The organism is Amycolatopsis sp. NPDC051061, assembly GCF_040682935.1.
GTDB lineage: Bacteria > Actinomycetota > Actinomycetes > Mycobacteriales > Pseudonocardiaceae > Amycolatopsis.
In genome coordinates this window covers 18933-34915 of sequence record NZ_JBFBBZ010000003.1, presented here as the reverse complement: position 1 = coordinate 34915, position 15983 = coordinate 18933, and the positions used below count along the sequence as shown (strand labels likewise).

General features: G+C 70.9%; 15 protein-coding genes and 2 pseudogenes. 10 read left to right on the top strand and 7 right to left on the bottom strand.

Annotated elements, in window-relative coordinates; translation table 11 throughout:
• Positions 1-153 precede the first annotated feature (153 nt).
• Positions 154-1755, bottom strand: a complete 1602-nt coding sequence (locus AB0N03_RS04870) for a GAF domain-containing protein (RefSeq protein ID WP_364365491.1) — start codon at positions 1753-1755, stop codon at positions 154-156.
• Positions 1756-1929: 174 nt separating this feature from the next.
• Between AB0N03_RS04870 and AB0N03_RS04865 the strand changes: the two genes are divergently transcribed.
• Complete coding sequence (locus AB0N03_RS04865; protein WP_364365488.1) at positions 1930-2796, top strand: hypothetical protein; 867 nt, start codon at positions 1930-1932, stop codon at positions 2794-2796.
• On the opposite strand, the gene AB0N03_RS04860 is transcribed toward AB0N03_RS04865, so the two are convergent.
• The gene (locus tag AB0N03_RS04860; protein WP_364365486.1) at positions 2793-3473 is read right to left on the bottom strand and encodes a response regulator transcription factor; all 681 of its coding nucleotides are present in this window, start codon (positions 3471-3473) and stop codon (positions 2793-2795) included. The two genes, AB0N03_RS04865 and AB0N03_RS04860, sit on opposite strands and share 4 nt — an antisense overlap.
• Before the next feature lie 93 nt (positions 3474-3566).
• On the opposite strand from AB0N03_RS04860, the gene AB0N03_RS04855 reads away from it, so the two are divergent.
• Both AB0N03_RS04855 and AB0N03_RS04850 read left to right on the top strand, forming a co-directional pair.
• A complete protein-coding gene (locus AB0N03_RS04855) occupies positions 3567-4238 on the top strand; it encodes a BON domain-containing protein (protein ID WP_364365483.1) in 672 nt (223 codons plus the stop codon).
• Between the two features lie 40 nt (positions 4239-4278).
• Complete coding sequence (locus AB0N03_RS04850; RefSeq protein WP_364365482.1) at positions 4279-5127, top strand: slipin family protein; 849 nt, start codon at positions 4279-4281, stop codon at positions 5125-5127.
• A 48-nt stretch (positions 5128-5175) separates the two neighbouring features.
• On the opposite strand, the gene AB0N03_RS04845 is transcribed toward AB0N03_RS04850, so the two are convergent.
• Positions 5176-5832: a phosphoribosyltransferase family protein gene (locus tag AB0N03_RS04845; protein WP_364365479.1), complete on the bottom strand. Its 657-nt coding sequence runs from the start codon at positions 5830-5832 to the stop codon at positions 5176-5178.
• A 197-nt stretch (positions 5833-6029) separates the two neighbouring features.
• On the opposite strand from AB0N03_RS04845, the pseudogene AB0N03_RS04840 reads away from it, so the two are divergent.
• From AB0N03_RS04840 to AB0N03_RS04810, 7 genes and pseudogenes are all read left to right on the top strand, one after another.
• Positions 6030-6734 (top strand): annotated as a pseudogene (locus tag AB0N03_RS04840) (DUF4389 domain-containing protein); the annotation flags it as partial.
• 262 nt (positions 6735-6996) lie between these two features.
• Positions 6997-8181, top strand: coding sequence for a glutamate--cysteine ligase (locus AB0N03_RS04835; protein ID WP_364365476.1), 1185 nt, complete (start codon positions 6997-6999; stop codon positions 8179-8181).
• 153 nt (positions 8182-8334) lie between these two features.
• Complete coding sequence (locus AB0N03_RS04830) at positions 8335-8670, top strand: hypothetical protein (protein WP_364365473.1); 336 nt, start codon at positions 8335-8337, stop codon at positions 8668-8670.
• Complete coding sequence (locus AB0N03_RS04825) at positions 8667-8816, top strand: hypothetical protein (RefSeq protein WP_364365470.1); 150 nt, start codon at positions 8667-8669, stop codon at positions 8814-8816. Before AB0N03_RS04830 ends, AB0N03_RS04825 begins: the two co-directional genes overlap by 4 nt.
• 489 nt (positions 8817-9305) lie before the next feature.
• Entirely contained in the window at positions 9306-10175 is an 870-nt protein-coding gene (locus AB0N03_RS04820; protein WP_364365467.1) for a hypothetical protein, read from the top strand.
• A gap of 319 nt (positions 10176-10494) precedes the next feature.
• Entirely contained in the window at positions 10495-10662 is a 168-nt protein-coding gene (locus AB0N03_RS04815) for a hypothetical protein (RefSeq protein WP_364365465.1), read from the top strand.
• Between the two features lie 11 nt (positions 10663-10673).
• A complete protein-coding gene (locus tag AB0N03_RS04810) occupies positions 10674-10868 on the top strand; it encodes a hypothetical protein (protein WP_364365462.1) in 195 nt (64 codons plus the stop codon).
• A gap of 12 nt (positions 10869-10880) precedes the next feature.
• Here the strand turns inward: AB0N03_RS04810 and AB0N03_RS04805 are convergent, their stop codons facing one another.
• The 4 genes and pseudogenes from AB0N03_RS04805 to AB0N03_RS04790 all read right to left on the bottom strand — a co-directional run bounded on the left by AB0N03_RS04805 (position 10881) and on the right by AB0N03_RS04790 (position 15765).
• Positions 10881-13223, bottom strand: a complete 2343-nt coding sequence (locus tag AB0N03_RS04805; RefSeq protein ID WP_364366276.1) for a phosphoketolase family protein — start codon at positions 13221-13223, stop codon at positions 10881-10883.
• 29 nt (positions 13224-13252) lie between these two features.
• Positions 13253-13411: pseudogene (locus AB0N03_RS04800) on the bottom strand (CBS domain-containing protein); the annotation flags it as partial.
• A 63-nt stretch (positions 13412-13474) separates the two neighbouring features.
• Positions 13475-14593 carry an acetate kinase gene (locus AB0N03_RS04795; RefSeq protein ID WP_364365459.1) on the bottom strand — a complete coding sequence of 373 codons (1119 nt, stop codon included), beginning with the start codon at positions 14591-14593 and terminating at the stop codon, positions 13475-13477.
• Complete coding sequence (locus AB0N03_RS04790; RefSeq protein ID WP_364366273.1) at positions 14581-15765, bottom strand: SPFH domain-containing protein; 1185 nt, start codon at positions 15763-15765, stop codon at positions 14581-14583. Before AB0N03_RS04790 ends, AB0N03_RS04795 begins: the two co-directional genes overlap by 13 nt.
• Between the last annotated feature and the right edge of the window lie 218 nt (positions 15766-15983).

Below are 15983 nucleotides of genomic sequence, written 5' to 3'. Positions count from 1 at the left end.
TGCGGATCAGGTGGTGGCGGCGTTCGCCGTCAGTGTCAGCGGACCGGTGAGCAACGGGAAGATCACGTAGTCCTTCCCGCCTTCCGGGCGGCCTGCACCGCGGCGTGAGACGGGTTGCCATAGGGATTTCCGCGGACTGCGGCAATACCGGCGTCAGGGTAGCGGGACCGTCCACGTCAGACGGGTGCCGCCGCCGGCCGGGCTCTCGACCCGGAAGGACCCGCCCGCTTCCGCGGCGCGTCGCTCGAGATTGCGGAGCCCGCTGCGCACCACGGCTTCCGACATCCCGATCCCGGTGTCCGTTACCTCGACGACCAGGTCGCCGTCCAGGGACACAGCGACGGCCAGTTCGGCGGCTTGCGCGTGCCGCAGGACGTTGCTGACAGCTTCGCGTACGACAGCCTCGGCGTGCTCGGCGAGACCGGCGGGCACCCGGTCGAACGATCCCGACAGCCGCACCGTCGTACGGATCGCGGAGTCGGCGCTCGTGTCGAGGATCGCGTTCTGCAGGCGTGCACGCAGCCCCCGCCCGGCTCCCGGTTCGGCGTGCAGATCGAAGATCGCGCCACGGATCTCCTCGACGACGTCCTGGAGCTGATCGATGTGCTGGCTGAGCCGGACGGTGATTGCGGGCGAGTCGGTTCGGCGGCGGGTGCCCTCGATGCCCAGGCCGACCGCGAACAGCCGCTGGATGACCTGATCGTGCAGGTCGCGGGCGATCCGGTCGCGGTCCACCACGACGTCCAGTTCGCGGCGGGCGGCCTGGCTTTCGGCGTCCCGCAGCGCCAGCGCGGCCTGGTCGGCGAAGGCGGACACGATCTGGAGCTCGTGCTCGTCGAACCGCGCCGCCCCGGGAGCGCGGGTCGCCAGGAGCACCCCGGCGGTGGACTCGCCCGACCGCAACCGCACCGCCAGCGCCGGCCCAAGATTGAGGCCCACGTCGTGGCCCAGGTCGAACACCAGGCTCGACAGACTGCGCGGCACGTGGTCGCGCAACACCGCGCCCGAGGTCGATCCGCCGAGCGGGATACGGTGGCCGGCCAGCGCATCGGCGTCCGGTCCTACGCACACCGCGACGACCAGCGCTCCACCGGGCTCCGTGGGCAGCGCGATGAGCGCGTCGTCAGCGCCGGTGAGCTCGGCAGCCCGGCTCGCGATCAGGCGCAGCACCTCGTGGACGTCGGTCCCGCCCAAAAGCTCGGCGGAGATCTCCCCGGTGGCCTCCAGCCACCGCTGCCTGCTCCGGGCCTCCCCGTACAGCCGCGCGTTGTCCACGGCGATCCCGGCGGCCGCCGCCAGCGCCACGATCGCCCGCTCGTCGTCAGCGGTGAAGGGCTGCTCGGCGGCGAGGTACAACCGTCCGAGCACTGCGCCCCGCACCAGGAGCGGGACGCCGAGAAAACTCCGCATCGGCGGGTGGCCCGGCGGGAACCCGCCGCATGCCCGATGGGTGCCCAGGTCGGCCAGGCGCACCGGACCCCGGCCGGTCACGAGCGCGCCGAGCAGGCCGTGGCCGACTGGTGGCGGACCGATCCGGGCCTGGGTGGCGTCGTCGACGCCGGTGACGGCGAACGCAGTCGTTCGGCCGTCCTCGTCGAGCAGGGCCAGCGCGCCGTAACGGGCGTCGACCAGGTCGGCGGCGGCGGTCACAATCCGGTCCAGCGTCGTCTCGAGCTGCAGACCGGCGGAAAACGCGAGGACGGCCGCGGGCAGCGCGTCCATCCGGTCCCGGCCCGACACGATCTCTTCGGGCATGTCACCACACTGGCACAGCGGTCCGGCCCGCGGCGGGATCCGGCCGAACCGAACCGTGTTCGCAACCGACGACCTTCGCCCCGTCACCGGAGGCCGTTCGGCCCTTGGCCCGGAGTGCGACCCGGGCAGACGGTGGGCAGGAAGCGAAACCCGGCGAACCCTCGGAGTTGTCCCATGAAGACCGGTGTCATGCCCGTGGGGCACCTCAGCGCGAACCAGATGCGATCCGTCCTGCTCGCGGCGACGGCTCCCCCGCCACTGCGGACTGCCCGGCCCTGGCGTTTCCAGTGCACGCCGGACGCCATCGAGCTGTACCTGGATTCACCCGCCACGAGCACCGACAGCGATCAGCGGGATCGGCTCCTGAACTGCGGGGCAGCCCTGCTGAACCTGCGGCTGGGGATCATGGCACAGGGCAGCCACCCCGAGGTGCGGCTGTTCCCCACGGCGGACCGGGCCGACCTGCTCGCGGTCGTGCGGCCGCAGGGACACGAGACGATCGCACCGCACGACGAGCTGCTGGCGGAAGCCATCGCCGACCGGCGGAGCAACCGCCGTCCGTTCACCGCCGCCGTCGTGCCCGATTCGGTGCAGCGGCAGCTCCGGCGCGGCGCCGAGAGGGAACGCGCGTGGCTGGCCACGGTCACCGCCGATCAGGTGCCGCAGCTGCGGAAGATCATGCGCCGTACCGAAGTCCCACCGGCGACGCCCGGCCCCGGCGGCGGGACGGACCTCGACGTCGAGCCCGACCGTCTGGTCGTGGTCATCGGCACCCTGCACGACACCGCCCTCGCCCGGCTCCAGGCCGGCCAGGCCATGCAGCGGGTCCTGCTGACGACCACCGCCGCCGGGATCTCGGCGGCGCTCTCCTCGCAGGCGATGGCGCTGCCGGCGGCCCGGCGTGAACTGCGGCAACTGCTCGGCGGCGGGCTCTGGCCCCAGATCATGTTGCGCCTCGGCCACGGCACCGCGGTACCGTCCTCGGCGCAGGCTCAGCTCGAAGACGTCGTGATCAGCGACGAGCACCCGTTCGCCCGCTAGCCGCCCGGACGACGTTGCCCGCCGTGGATCCCGGTGACCAGCACCGCCGCCTGGGACCGCCGCTCCAGCCCGAGCTTCGCCAGCAGCCGGGACACGTAGTTCTTGACCGTCTTCTCCGCCAAGAACATTCGCTCGGCGATCTGCCGGTTGGTCAGGCTTTCCCCGAGCAGGTCGAGCAGGACGAGCTCTTGCCCGCTCAGTCCGGCCAGCGGGCCGGGTTTGCCGGTCTTCGCCCGCAATTCGGCCACGAGCGCTGCGACCGCCCGGCCGTCGAGCAGGGTCTCGCCGGCTCCCACCCGGCGGATGGCGTCGACCAGCTGCAGCCCTTTCACGTCCTTGATCACGTAGCCCTCGGCGCCGGCCAGGACCGCGTCGACCATCGAATCCTCGTCGGTGAAGGAGGTCAGCATCAGGCACCGCAGACCGGGCAGCGCCGCGCGCAGCTCGCGGCACAGCTCCACCCCGTTCCCATCGGGCAGCCGTACATCCAGCACCGCCACGTCCGGACGCAGCGCGGGCACCCTCGTCATGGCCTCGGCGACCGACGATGCCTGCCCGACGACAGTCAGGTCGGTTTCGTCGTCGATGAGTTCGGCGACTCCGCGCCGCACGAGTTCGTGGTCGTCGACCAGGAAGACCGTGATGACGTCCAGGTCGTCCTGCGGGCTGTCATCCACCGCGCCAGGATACGCCCGGCCGCGCCGAACGACCCCTGAACGAAGGTCCGGCGCCTCTAGGCCGGGTGGCTCGGGAAGGACCACGGTGAAGGGATGACACAGCTCCAGCACAGGCCCGATCATCAGCTCAAGACCGCCGTCATCGATGAGCTCGCCTGGACCCCCAGCGTCAACGCCGAAGAGATCGGCGTGACCGTCGCAGGCGGTGTCGCGACGCTGTCCGGACATGTCGGCACCTACCCCGAGAAGGAAGAGGCCCTGCGCGCGGCGACCCGGGTCCACGGCGTGACCACGACCGCGGACAAGATCCTCGTCCGGCACGACCCCGGTGTCCCGGCGGACATGGATCTCGCCCGGGAGGCCATGATCGTGTTCGACCGTCGCACGGTCGTCGTGCCGAAGGACTCGGTGCAGGTCGACGTGCGCGACCGGGTGATCACGCTGCGCGGCACCGTGGACTGGCACTACCAGCGCGAAGCCGCCCGCCAGGCGGTGGCCATGCTCCCCGGGATCAGCGGTGTGCGGAACCTGATCACGCTCAGGCATGCGGGGGTCGCGCCGGCCGAAATCAAGGCGAAGATCACCGCGGCGCTGGCCCGGCACGCGCCGGCGTCCGCCCAGCACGTCGAGATCGGCGTCGACGATGGAAAGGTCACCTTGACCGGCCAGGTACTCACCTCGGCCGATCGCCGTTCGGTCGAGCAGACCGCGTGGTTCGCCCGAGGGGTGACCGCGATCGACAACCAGGTGAAGCTCTCCGGCTGAGCATCCTCCGCCGGCTCCTTCTCGTGAATTCTGGAGCATCATGAACGTTGTCGTGATCGGTGTCATCGTCGTCGCGCTGCTGGTCCTGCTGGCCTCGGCGGTGCGGATCGTCAAACAGTACGAACGGGGTGTCCTGTTCCGGCTCGGCCGGGTGCTGGGCGTGCGCGAGCCGGGATTGCGGCTGATCATTCCCGTCGTCGACGTCCTGCGCCGGGTGCCGTTGCGGATCATCACGATGCCGATCCAGTCCCAGGGCATCATCACCCGCGACAACGTGAGCGTCGACGTGTCCGCGGTCGCCTACTTCCGAGTGCGGGACGCGGTCAAGTCCGTCGTCGCGATCGAGAACGTCTACGCCGCGATCGATCAGATCGCCCAGACGACGCTGCGGAAGGTCGTCGGGCAGCACACGCTGGACGAGACCCTGTCCGAAACGGACAGCATCAACGTCGACATCCGCCGCATCCTCGACGTCACCACACTCGACTGGGGCGTCGAAGTGACGTTGGTGGAGCTGAAGGACATCCAGCTGCCCGACACGATGAAACGAGCGATGGCCCGCCAAGCCGAAGCGGAACGCGAGAAGCGCGCCAAGATCATCAGCGCCGAAGGCGAATCCCTCGCCGCCGCCGCACTCGGAGACGCATCGGACACCATGATGGCGCACCCGCTCGCACTGCAGCTGCGCAACCTGCAGAGCCTCGTCGAAATCGGCGTCGACAAGAACACCACCGTCGTGTTCCCCGCCCCGCTGATGAGCACCATCGGCGAGCTGGGCTCCTTCCTGGCCCGCGAGAGCGCCGCCGCGACCCAGCCGAAACCGGCCGCCACGGCCGCGATCGTGCCACCGCCGGCGGCTGTGAACGGAACCCGGGCAGACGAACACTGACCCCGGACTCCGCAGTGTTCTGTCCGAAAGGTCAGAACACTGCGGACATCACCGGTGGACCTCGGTCGGCAGGCGGGGTTCGCGGTGCAGCAGTTCGAGCGCCTCCGCGTCGGCGACCACGGCGAACATGCGGTAGCTGTTGCGGACCGCGTGCATCCAGGGCAGCGGGCGGAGAAACGCGAACTGGTCCACTTCCCGGGCGAGCCGGTCGAGGACGCTCGCCGGGGCGACCGGAATCGCGAGCACGATCCGGCTCACCTGACGGGCACGCAGGACGCGGATCGCCGTGTGCGCGGTCGTGCCGGTGGCGGCGCCGTCGTCGGCGAGGACGACCGTCCGGCCCGCGATCGGCACCGGCGCGACGGTGTGCCGGTAGACAGCGACCTGCCGGGCCAGTTCGGCGCGCGCCCGGCCGGTGAGCCGGGTGAGCTCCTCCGGCTCGATGTCGCAGCGGCGGATGGCGCTGTGGTCCCACACGAGCAGGCCACCCTCCCCGACGGCGCCGAACGTCGTCGCCGGCGGTCCGGGGACCTCGATCCTACGGGTGAGCAGGATGTCCAGCGGCGCACCGAGGACGTCGGCGATCCGGCCCGCGACCACGAGCCCGCCCCCGGACAGGCCGAGGGCCACGGCTCGGTCGCCGCGGAGCGGGCGCAACCGGAGTGCCAGTCGTTCGCCGGCTTCCCGGCGATCACGGAACCGCATGGCAACTCCCCGTCCGATGCTGCCCTCGAAGGCCGTCTCCAGCATCACTGCGCCGCCCCGGGCGCACGAGGGCCGTTGGTCACCGTGGGACGGACCGTTCGGCACCAGTGGTGATGACTTTTCCTCACGGTTTTTTCAATTCGAATATCTCCGTACGGCGTACAATTACTTCCGCCACACAGATTTGAGGCGATGAAATGACCGAAACAATCCATCCGGAAGCACGGAATCCCAGCACGCCGGACCGGTCCTACCCGGTGCGCGTCCGAGCGGTGCTGGACACCCCGGTGTCCCGCGGGCTTTGGCTCGTGAAATGGCTGCTGCTCGTCCCGCACGTACTGACGCTCATCGCGCTGTGGGCCGCGTTCTGGGTGCTCGGTGTCGTCGCGTTCTTCGCGATCCTGATCACCGGCCGGTACCCGCGGAAGATCTTCGACTTCAACGTCGGGGTCCTGCGGTGGAGCTGGCGGGTGACCTACTACGGCTACGGCGCCCTCGGCACCGATCGCTACCCGCCCTTCAGCCTCCGCGAAGAACCCGGCTACCCGGCCACCCTGAACGTCGACTACCCCGAGCGGCTCTCACGCGGGCTCGTGCTCGTCAAATGGTGGCTGCTGGCCCTCCCGCACTACCTCGTCCTCGCCATCCTGATCGGCGGCGGAACCGGCGCCGCGTGGGGACTCGACGACCGCAGCTGGGCCTGGGGCGGCAGTCTCGTCGGCCTGCTCGTCCTGATCGCGGCGATCGTCCTGACGTTCACCGGCCGCTATCCCCGCCCGCTGTTCGACTTCATCATCGGCATCCAGCGCTGGGGCCTGCGGGTCGCCGTCTACGCCGCACTGATGACCGACCAGTACCCGCCGTTCCGCCTCGATGGCGGCGGCGAGGAACCCGGCGGACCCGAGCCTGTGGAGCCCACCGAGATACCACTGCCCGCGAGCCACGCGGGTCCGTGACGAAGCGGCCGGCACTCCGCTGTCGAGCCGGCGGAGGAACCCGCGGCGGTCCCGTCGTTCGATTCGTCGAGCGGCCCCTCCACCGGCCACCCGTCCCGGAGGCCCGTGGAAGGGGCCGAAAGATCCGCGACGAGTGACCAGCGACCCTTTTCCGGCGAAGGCGGACCAGCGACACTCGAAGGATCCGACCCAGGGACGGAGCCGGGCCGTGCGCGTGCGACTTTCGCTGCCGGACAAGGACCAGCTCACCATCGGAGTAGAGGAGGAGTTCGTCCTCGCCGACCCGGTGACCGGCGGGCCGGCGCTCGCGGCGCCCCGGGTGCTGGAACTGCTCGACGGCGAACCCGCGGTGATGCCGGAGTTCCTGCGCTTCCAAATCGAAACCGCCACCGGGATCCGCACCGGCCTCGACGAAATCCGGGCGGACCTGCTCGGCTTGCGCGGGCTCGTGGCGGACGCCGCCGGCCAAGCCGGCTGCCTGGTGCTGGCGTCCGGGACACCGCCGTGCGGCGACCCGCCGGGGCTGCCCGGCGTCACCGCCGAACCCCGGTACCGCGCGTTGGCCGCACAGTTCCCCGCGCTCGTCCCGGAAGCGGGTACGTGCGCCTGTCACGTGCACGTAGGCGTCCCGTCCCCGGCGCTCGGTGTCCGGATCCTGGCCGGGCTGCGCCCCTGGCTCGCCCCGCTCCTCGCGATCAGCGCGAACTCGCCGTTCGCCCGCGGCGCGGACTCCGGGTGGGCCAGCGGGCGGTACCCGCTGTGGTCGCTCTGGCCGACCGCGAAACCCCCGATGGACTGGGCGGACCCGGCCGCCTACGCCGCGAGCGTCGATGCTGCGGTACGCCGTGGTGACGCGATGGACGCCCCCGGCGTCTACTTCTACGCCCGGCTCTCGCCGAAGCACCCGACGGTCGAGGTCCGGATCGCGGACGTCGGCTTGACCGCCGAAGACGCGGTGCTGCTCGCGGGCCTGGTCCGCGCTCTCGTGGTCACGATCCTCGCGGAGGCCCGGGCCGGCGTCGCACCCCGGCCGGTCCGGACTTCGCTGGTCGTCGCGTCGCTCGCCGCTGCGGCGCGCGACGGCTACCCCGGCCACGGCGTCGACCCCTTCACCGGCGAATCCCTCCCGCAGCACCTGATCGTCGGCCGGCTCCTGGAGTACGTCCGGCCGGCCTTGCGGGCCACCGGGGACTTCGCGACGATCGAGCGGCAGCTCGCCGTAGTCCGAGCCGGAGAAACCGGCGCAGCGCGCCAGCTCGCGCTGTTCGCGGAGACGGCATCCCCGGCCGCGTTCGTGGCAAAGCTGGCATCGGCCACCCTCGCCGGGACAGGCACGCCCGGCCGCCCCGGTCCGCCTCCAGCGCAACGACCGGCCGCCGTCCGCGGCGGCTGATCCGCTCCACGAGGCGCCTGAGCCGGGCCTGCGGTCCCCGGAGGCATCTTGATGGGTCCCTCATCCGGGGGATTCTTTCTGGTAGGTGGCGTAAAGAGCCTAGGCTGTTCGGACCGCCCCGGACCTCGGCGCGTCCGCCGTTCCATGCCCTGCGTGGAGCGCCCAGCGTACGAGGGGAAGACGATGACGGCCGGGAACCCGAACCGCATCGCGCCGGCGGGCCAAGGTGGCCGCCGCCCGCCGCGACGGCAGATCGCGTTCAGCGTCGGGAGCTGGCGCGTCACTTACACCGGAACGGATCCACGCTCGCCGCGCACCGGGATCCTCGCCGGCCGGCCCGAGTTCGGCCCCCTGGGCGTCCGTGTCCCCGTCATCGCCGACGACGGCCCCTCTGCCTCGGTGTGCTGGATCGACGACCGGGACGTCATCGCCGTGACCGCACCACCGGCAGACGAACCATCAGGTGGAGGTCGGGGCACCTGCCCGTGACGGATCGCGCCCTGGCGCAGTCGGCGATGGCGGGTGACCCCACCGCGACGGACACGGCGCTGGATCTCCTGCGCCCCGCGGTGCTCACCTATTGCCGCGTGAAACACCTGCTCGGCCACTCGGCGTGCCACAGCGAAACATCGTGATCCTTCGGGTGTTGTCCGGCTTCCGCCGGAACACCGCCGGCACGCTCGGCATGGCCGGCGCCGGCGCCGAGCCCCCGGAACGGGGGTCGGCAGTTCCCCGATCCCCATCCGCCTGACCAGCACGTCGTCGGGAGTGCCGGTTCCACCAAAATCCACGTCCACACGGACGCGACAGCCGAATTCAGTATTTCTAATCGCGGCAAAACAAATCTCGCAGGATTCTCGGCGGCGCAAATACCTCCAAACGGGGGCCCGAGGTATCGATCACCTGACCCAAAGAGTAGCTTCAAGCTGGTAACCCTGGACCTCGGTACCGCAACAAGTCCGCGATCGCCGACGCGAACTGCGAGCCCGGGGTCATTTGCGTGGACGACATCGCGCATCGACCGCTTTCCGCGGTATTCAGTGTACCCACTGTCTGCGCGATCTTCACCGCCTGCGCACCGCCCAGGCGGTCAATTCCCCATGTGTCCCAGGAAAGAAATCGTCATGCGACGCATCCGCACCATCGCCCGGGTCCTGTTCGGGACCACCGTCGCCACCGGAGGCCTGATCGCGGTGGCCCCGATGGCGCAGGCCATCACCATTCCGGTGGCCTGCAGCGAGAACGCCCTCGTCGCGGCGGTCAACCTGGCCAATTCCACGCCCACCTCGGACACCCTCGTCCTGGCGGGTGGCTGCACCTATGGCATGACCACCGCCCACGGCGGCGCCGCGAACGCACTCCCGGTCATCACCACCCCGATCGAAATGATCGGCCCCGCCACCGTCACCAACGCCTCCCTGCTGGGCCTCGGGATGTTCCGGATCGCCGAGGTCGCCCCCACCGGCAACCTCACCCTCACCACCGGCGTCGCCTTCACCCGCGGCAACATCCTCGGCAACGGCGGCGGCATCCTCAACCGCGGCGCGGTCACCCTCACCGGCAGCACCCTGACCGGCAACACCGCCTCCGGCAACGGCGGCGGCCTCGCCAACGCCGACACCCCGACCGGCACCGCACCCGCCGCGACGTTCACCAACAGCCCGCTGTCCGGCAACACCACCCTGCTCGGTGACGGCGGCGCCCTCTACAACGGCCTCCGCGCCACCCTGACGGTCACCGGCGTCTCGGGCAGTCCACTGTTCATCACCGGCAACAGCGCCGGCCGCGGCGGCGGGATCTCCGCGGTCGCCTCCACCGCCACCACCCTCACCCAAACCGCCGTGACCAACAACCACGCACTGCTGCTCCTCGGCTCAGCCGGCGGCGTCTACCGCCAAGGCGGCACCATGACCACCACCAACTCACCCATCACCGCCAACACTCCCGACAACTGTGTCGGCAGCGTCCCCGCCGTCCCCAACTGCACCGGATGACCGGCTGCGCCGGTGAAAGCGAGCCTGCGCACAAGCACAGCGGGAGGGGCCGCTCGTCGGCGCGCTGCCGGACCTGCTGACGACCCGTCCGCCGAACATCGAGGAGCCGACCTTGACGATCGCCGCCCGGCCCCGGGGGTGGCGGGCCACCGGAACTCACCCGTTCGCCGACGCCCCGGTGGACCGGACGGGCTATCCTCGGTGATGTCCGCCCCGGACCTCGGCGGGTGCCACCCCGAAGTGGCCGAACCGGGCGGAGAGCGATGATGATCACTGCGACACCGAGAGCGCCGGCCTCGCCGTGCGGCGACCTCCGCTGATGACTCTCCTGATCTGGCTCGTGCTGCCCGTCGCCACGCCGGTCGGCCTGATCCTGGCGACGCTGGCCCTGCAACGCTGGGAGGACGGCATCCTGCCGGCGTTCTCCACCGGCGAGCGGACGGTTCCCGCCGAACCGGGCCACCCTCTCGTGTCTCCGCGCCGATGAGGCAGCCGAAGGTGGCCCCGCGGCAGGAGCCGGACCCGTTCGCCCTCAGCCGCGAGCAACGCCGGCGTGGTGCCCGCGTGGTCGCCTCCTCGGCGGACGACGCCGACGACTGCGCCACGCTGCTCACCATCTTGGGGCTGAACCCCGCCGACGGTCTCGCTGGGCCGGACGGCGAGCCCCGGACCGTCCGGCCCGTCCCGAGCTGAGCCCGCCGCCGGTCAGCTGGCCCAGGTCCAGCCCCGGATCTCCGGCATGTCCTCGAAGTGTTCGCGGATGTAGCCGTGGTGGCGGGCGAGCATGACGTCGCAATGCCGCGCCAGCGCCGCACCACCTTCGGGCACCCGGGCGGACCTGCGCAGTGCTTCCAGGACGAGGTGGTAGCGGCTCATCCGGTTGAGCACGACCATGTCGAACGGCGTGGTGGTGCTGCCCTGCTCGGTGTAGCCGCGGACGTGGAACCGACCGGGGTCGGGGCGGCCGTGCAGCAGCTGGTGCACCGCCCGGGGGTAGCCGTGGAAGGCGAACACGACGTCGGCGCCGGTGGTGAACAGCCGCTCGAACTTCCGGTCACCGAACCCGTGCGGGTGGTCGCCGGGCGGGAGCAGGCCCATCAGGTCGACCACGTTGACCACCCGCACCCGCAGATACGGGACGTAGTCGCGCAGCAGCCGGGCGGCGGCCAGGATCTCCAGGGTCGGCACGTCACCGGCCGCGGCGAGCACGATGTCGGGCTCCTCATCGGCCGTTTCGGTGCCGGCCCAGTCCCATGTGGACGCTCCGGCGGCGCAGTGCGCGGCCGCGTCCTCGAGGTCGAGGTACTGCAGGTGCTCCTGCTTGTCGGCGACGATCAGGTTGACGTGGTCACGGCTGCGCAGGCAGTGGTCCGCCACCGACAGCGTGGTGTTGGCGTCCGGCGGGAACCAGACGCGCACGACGCCGGGTGCGAGCGGGATGGCGATGTCGATCAGGCCCGGCCCCTGGTGCGAGAAACCGTTGTTGTCGTTGCGCCAGCAGGTCGAGGTCAGCAGCACGTTGAGCGACGCGACCGAGCGCCGCCACGGCAGGTCCGCCGCGTGCTGCAGCCACTTGGTGTGCTGGATCAGCATCGACGCCGACACCATCGCGAACGCTTCGTAGGTCGCGAACAGGCCGTGCCTGCCCGACAGCAGGTAGCCCTCCAGCCAGCCCTGGCACAGGTGCTCCGAAAGTACCTCCATGACCCGGCCCTCGGGTGAGACGTGGTCGTCGGTGGTGACGATCGGTGCCTGCAGACAGCGGTCGGTGGCCTCGAAGACGGCAGCGAGCCGGTTGCTGGCCGTTTCGTCCGGGCAGAACAACCGGAACGTGCCGCCGCCGTCGGATTCCCGGGTGCTGGCGCGGTAGACGTCGCGCAGCAGCTCGCCGAACGGGCGGGTGTTGCCGTGGTGCACGACACCGGGCGCCGGCACGGCGACGGCGTACGGGGCCAGGACGGGGATGTCGAGCCGTCTCAGCAGCCGCCCGCCGTTGGCGTACGGGCTGGCGGACATCCGCTTGTCCCCCTTGGGGGCGAGTGCGGCCAGCTCCGGGACGAGCCGGCCGACGGCGTCGAAGAGGGTTTCCGGGGCGTAGGACCGCAGCCACCGCTCGAGCAACTGGAAATGTCCGACGTCCTCCCGGACCAGGGTCAGCGGCACCTGGTGCGCCCGGAACGTGCCTTCGATCGCGACGCCGTCGACGACGTCCGGGCCGGTCCAGCCCTTCGGGGTGCGCAGGACGATGGCCGGCCAGCGGACCGGCCGGAACGGCTCGGCCGTGCCGGTGCGCGCCCGCTGCTGGTTGTCGCGGATCCGGTCGTGGGCGGCGGCGAGGACGTGGTGCAGTTCGGTGAACACCGCGGCGGGGTCGTCCCCGGACACGAGGACGGGATCCCAGCCCTGCGCGATGAGCAGCCCGAGGACGTCGCTGTCGTCGGCCCGGCCGAGCACGGTGGGGCCGGAGATTTTGTACCCGTTGAGGTGCAGGATCGGCAGGACGGCGCCGTCGCGGCGGGCGTTGAGGAAGGCGGGGATCTTCCAGGACGCCGCCAGCGGCCCGGTCTCCGCTTCGCCGTCGCCGACCACGCAGGCCACGAGGAGATCTGGGTGGTCGAACGCGGCGCCCGCGGCGTGGGCGAGGGCGTAACCGAGTTCGCCGCCCTCGTGGATGCTGCCGGGTGTCTGGACACCGACGTGGCTCGGCACGCCACCGGGCGTGGAGAACTGCCGCACCAGCCTCCGCAACCCCGCGACGTCGGCCGAGACGCCGGGGTAGACCTCGCCGTAGGTGCCTTCGAGGTAGGCGTTCGCGAGCAGGGCCGGTCCGCCGTGACCGGGACCGGCGACGTAGACGCAGTCGGTGCCGGTGTCGCGGATGAGCCGGTTGAGCAGGGTGTAGATCAGGGACAGCCCGGGGCTGGTGCCCCAGTGCCCGAGCAGGCGCGGCTTGATGTCCTCGACCGAGAGGGGTTCGCGCAACAGCGGGTTGTCCCGCAGGTAGATCTGGGCGACGGTCAGGTAGTTCACCGCGGCCCACCACCTCAGGTCCAGATCCCGGTCGTGCTCGTCGTAGGGAGGTCCGCTTCGGTCACCACGCCGATCAGCCGGCCGTCGGCGTCGAGGACCGGGAGCGCGGTGAAGCCGTGGGCGGACAACAGGTTCGCGGCGTACTTCACCGTCATGTCCGGAGTCACCGAGACGACGGGGCTGCTCATGATGTCCCGTGCTTGCATCGAAGACCTCCTTCGTCCGTCCTGACGCTAGGCGCACGGCCGCGGGCGCACTGCGGTCGTTCGTCACCGATCGCGAGGTCCTCCGGCACCCGCCGCTCGATCGGCCATCGCGAGAGTCGTCTGCCGGGCGATCTCCAGCCCCTCGCGCGCGGACACGACCAGCACCCGCACGGGCTCGTCCCCCCGGCCGACCTGCCGATCGCCCTCGGCGGCCAGGCGCCCGGAATCGGTCCGGACCCCGAAGATCCCCAGCCGTCCGCAGAGTTCGGCCAGCAGGGCCGGCTGGTGTTCCGCGACGCCGCCGGTGAACACCAGTGCGTCCAGGCGGTCGAGAGACGCCACCATCGCGCCGATCTCCCGGCGCAGCCGGTGCAGGTAGACCTCGATCGCGGTGCGGGCGTCCGGGTCGCCGCACTCCCGCGCGGCCAGCACGTCCCGCACGTCACCGCCGGTGCCGGTCATCCCGGCCAGGCCGCTGCCGCGATCGAGCGCGTCGTCGAGCCCGGCAGCGTCGGTGACGCCGGATCGCAGCAGGTACAGGAGCAGACCCGGGTCGACGCTGCCGGAGCGGGTGGCCATGACCGCCCCCTCCAGCGGGGTGAAGCCCATCGACGTGTCGACACTGTGGCCGTCGCGGACAGCGGTCACCGAAACACCGGCCCCGATGTGGCAGCAGACCAGCTGCAGCTCGGCGTGGTCCCGGTCGAGCAGCTCGGCCGTGCGGCGCAGGGCGTACGCGCAGGAGAGACCGTGGAAGCCGTAGCGGCGCAGTTCGTGCTCGCGAACCCAGCTCCTCGGCAGCGCGTAGCGCGCCGCGGATTCCGGCATCAGCGCGTGGAAAGCGGTGTCGAAACACGCGTACACCGGCCCCGGCACGATCTCCGCGACCACCCCGGCCAGCTCCAGGGACAGCGGCTGGTGCAGCGGCGCCAGCGGGGTCAACGCGGTCAGCCGCGCGGTCTCCGCGTCGTCCAGCCGCACCGGGTCGGTGCTCGGACCGCCGTGCACGAACCGCACGCCGGCCGCGTCGATCCGGTGCCGGCGGGCCAGCAGATCGGCCAGCGGCTGCCGAGCAGAGGCGGCCGAGGCGACGCCGACCGTGGCCCGGTCGATCTCCAGGCCGTCATCGACGACCGACAGCTTGACGCTCGACGAGCCGGGATTCACCGTCAGCAGCCGCATCGGGCACCGCCTTCCGTCCGTCCCGAGTGCCGGTAACCCGTGAAGGCGGTATCAGCCCGCGGCAGCGTGGCTGTTCGCCCTCCCCGCCGCACCCGTGGCCAGTTCCTCGCCCGGGCGGTGCGCGGCAGGCTCGGAGATACCTTTCTTGACCGATTCGAGGATCGCCATTCCCTGACCGACAGACCGGCGGCGATCTCACCGAGACCGTCACTTCCGTTGAGGACGGTGACATGGGCACCGCTGAGCCCCAGTGCCGCTTCGCGCACGATTTGCGGAAGCTGCTCGATGATCAGCCGGTCGAGGGCCACGCGGTCGTGGGACGCGGCGGCCGCGGCCTTGACCTCCATCGCCTCGGCATCCGCGTGAGCTATCACGCGCACCTGCTCCGCCTGAGCCTCGGCAGGCCTCACGATCTCCGCGACCAGCTGCTGCTGCCGCAGCAGAGCCTCGCGCTGAGCCAGCTCGGTTCGTGCTTGGATCACTTCGCGTTGTGCCGTCGCCTGGGCCAAGGGGCCGGCCTGGGCGGCTTCGGCCTGGGCCTTGTCCACTTCGGCCTTGTACTGGGCCTGCACCACCGACGTCTGGCGCGCGTATTCCGCCTGCCTCCGCTGCGACTCCTGCGCTGCCTCGGCCGCGGCCTGGTCGGCGCGGGCCTGGGCGATCTGGGCCTCACGCTGGATCGCGGCGTTGTGCGGCGCGGCCATCGCGGCGATGTAGCCGAGCTTCATGTCGTCGATCGACTGGATCTGCAACGAGTCGATCGTCAGGCCGATCTTGGCCATCTCCGAGGCCGAACCGTCGAGCACTTCGGTGGCGAGTTTCTGCCTCTCGGTGACGATCTCCTCGACGGTCATCGAGCCGACGATCGAGCGCAGGTGCCCGGCGAAGATCCGCCCGGTGAGGATCGACATCTGCTCCTGGTCGGAGAGGAACCGCTGGCCGGCGTTGACGATGCTCTCCGTGTCGTTGCCGACCTTGAACGCGATGACCGCGCGGACGTTGAGCGTGATGGCCTGCTTCGTCACACAAGTTTCGGACACTTCGGCCTCGGCCATGCTCAGCGTCAGAAACCGCACCTTCCGGAAGAACGGCATGACGAACGCGCCGTGCCCGGTGACCACCCGGAACGGTGTTTCGCCCGCCCCGCTGCTCTTGCCACCGGAGATGAGCATCGCCTCGTCGGGCGCGGGTACTCGGTAACCGAACATCATTGTTCTCCCAGCTGTGGGTGAAGGGGACGGACCAGACGATGACGTCGACAACGCGGTGTGGGCGGCACCCGACGACCAGGACGGCCGATCCCTTCGGGAGGGACACGTCGGAGTAGGCCCGGTAGGTTTCGGTACCTCCGCGAGTCTTGACCAGAACCTCGCCCGCGCCCGCCGTTCCG

Coding starts and splice junctions, on each gene's coding strand:
- AB0N03_RS04855 (WP_364365483.1), top strand. CDS start 3,567: ATGACACAGCTCCAGCACAGGCCCGATCATCAGCTCAAGACCGCCGTC.
- AB0N03_RS04790 (WP_364366273.1), bottom strand. CDS start 15,765: ATGCTCATCTCCGGTGGCAAGAGCAGCGGGGCGGGCGAAACACCGTTC.
- AB0N03_RS04865 (WP_364365488.1), top strand. CDS start 1,930: ATGAAGACCGGTGTCATGCCCGTGGGGCACCTCAGCGCGAACCAGATG.
- AB0N03_RS04845 (WP_364365479.1), bottom strand. CDS start 5,832: ATGCGGTTCCGTGATCGCCGGGAAGCCGGCGAACGACTGGCACTCCGG.
- AB0N03_RS04795 (WP_364365459.1), bottom strand. CDS start 14,593: ATGCGGCTGCTGACGGTGAATCCCGGCTCGTCGAGCGTCAAGCTGTCG.
- AB0N03_RS04870 (WP_364365491.1), bottom strand. CDS start 1,755: ATGCCCGAAGAGATCGTGTCGGGCCGGGACCGGATGGACGCGCTGCCC.
- AB0N03_RS04850 (WP_364365482.1), top strand. CDS start 4,279: ATGAACGTTGTCGTGATCGGTGTCATCGTCGTCGCGCTGCTGGTCCTG.
- AB0N03_RS04815 (WP_364365465.1), top strand. CDS start 10,495: ATGACTCTCCTGATCTGGCTCGTGCTGCCCGTCGCCACGCCGGTCGGC.
- AB0N03_RS04820 (WP_364365467.1), top strand. CDS start 9,306: ATGCGACGCATCCGCACCATCGCCCGGGTCCTGTTCGGGACCACCGTC.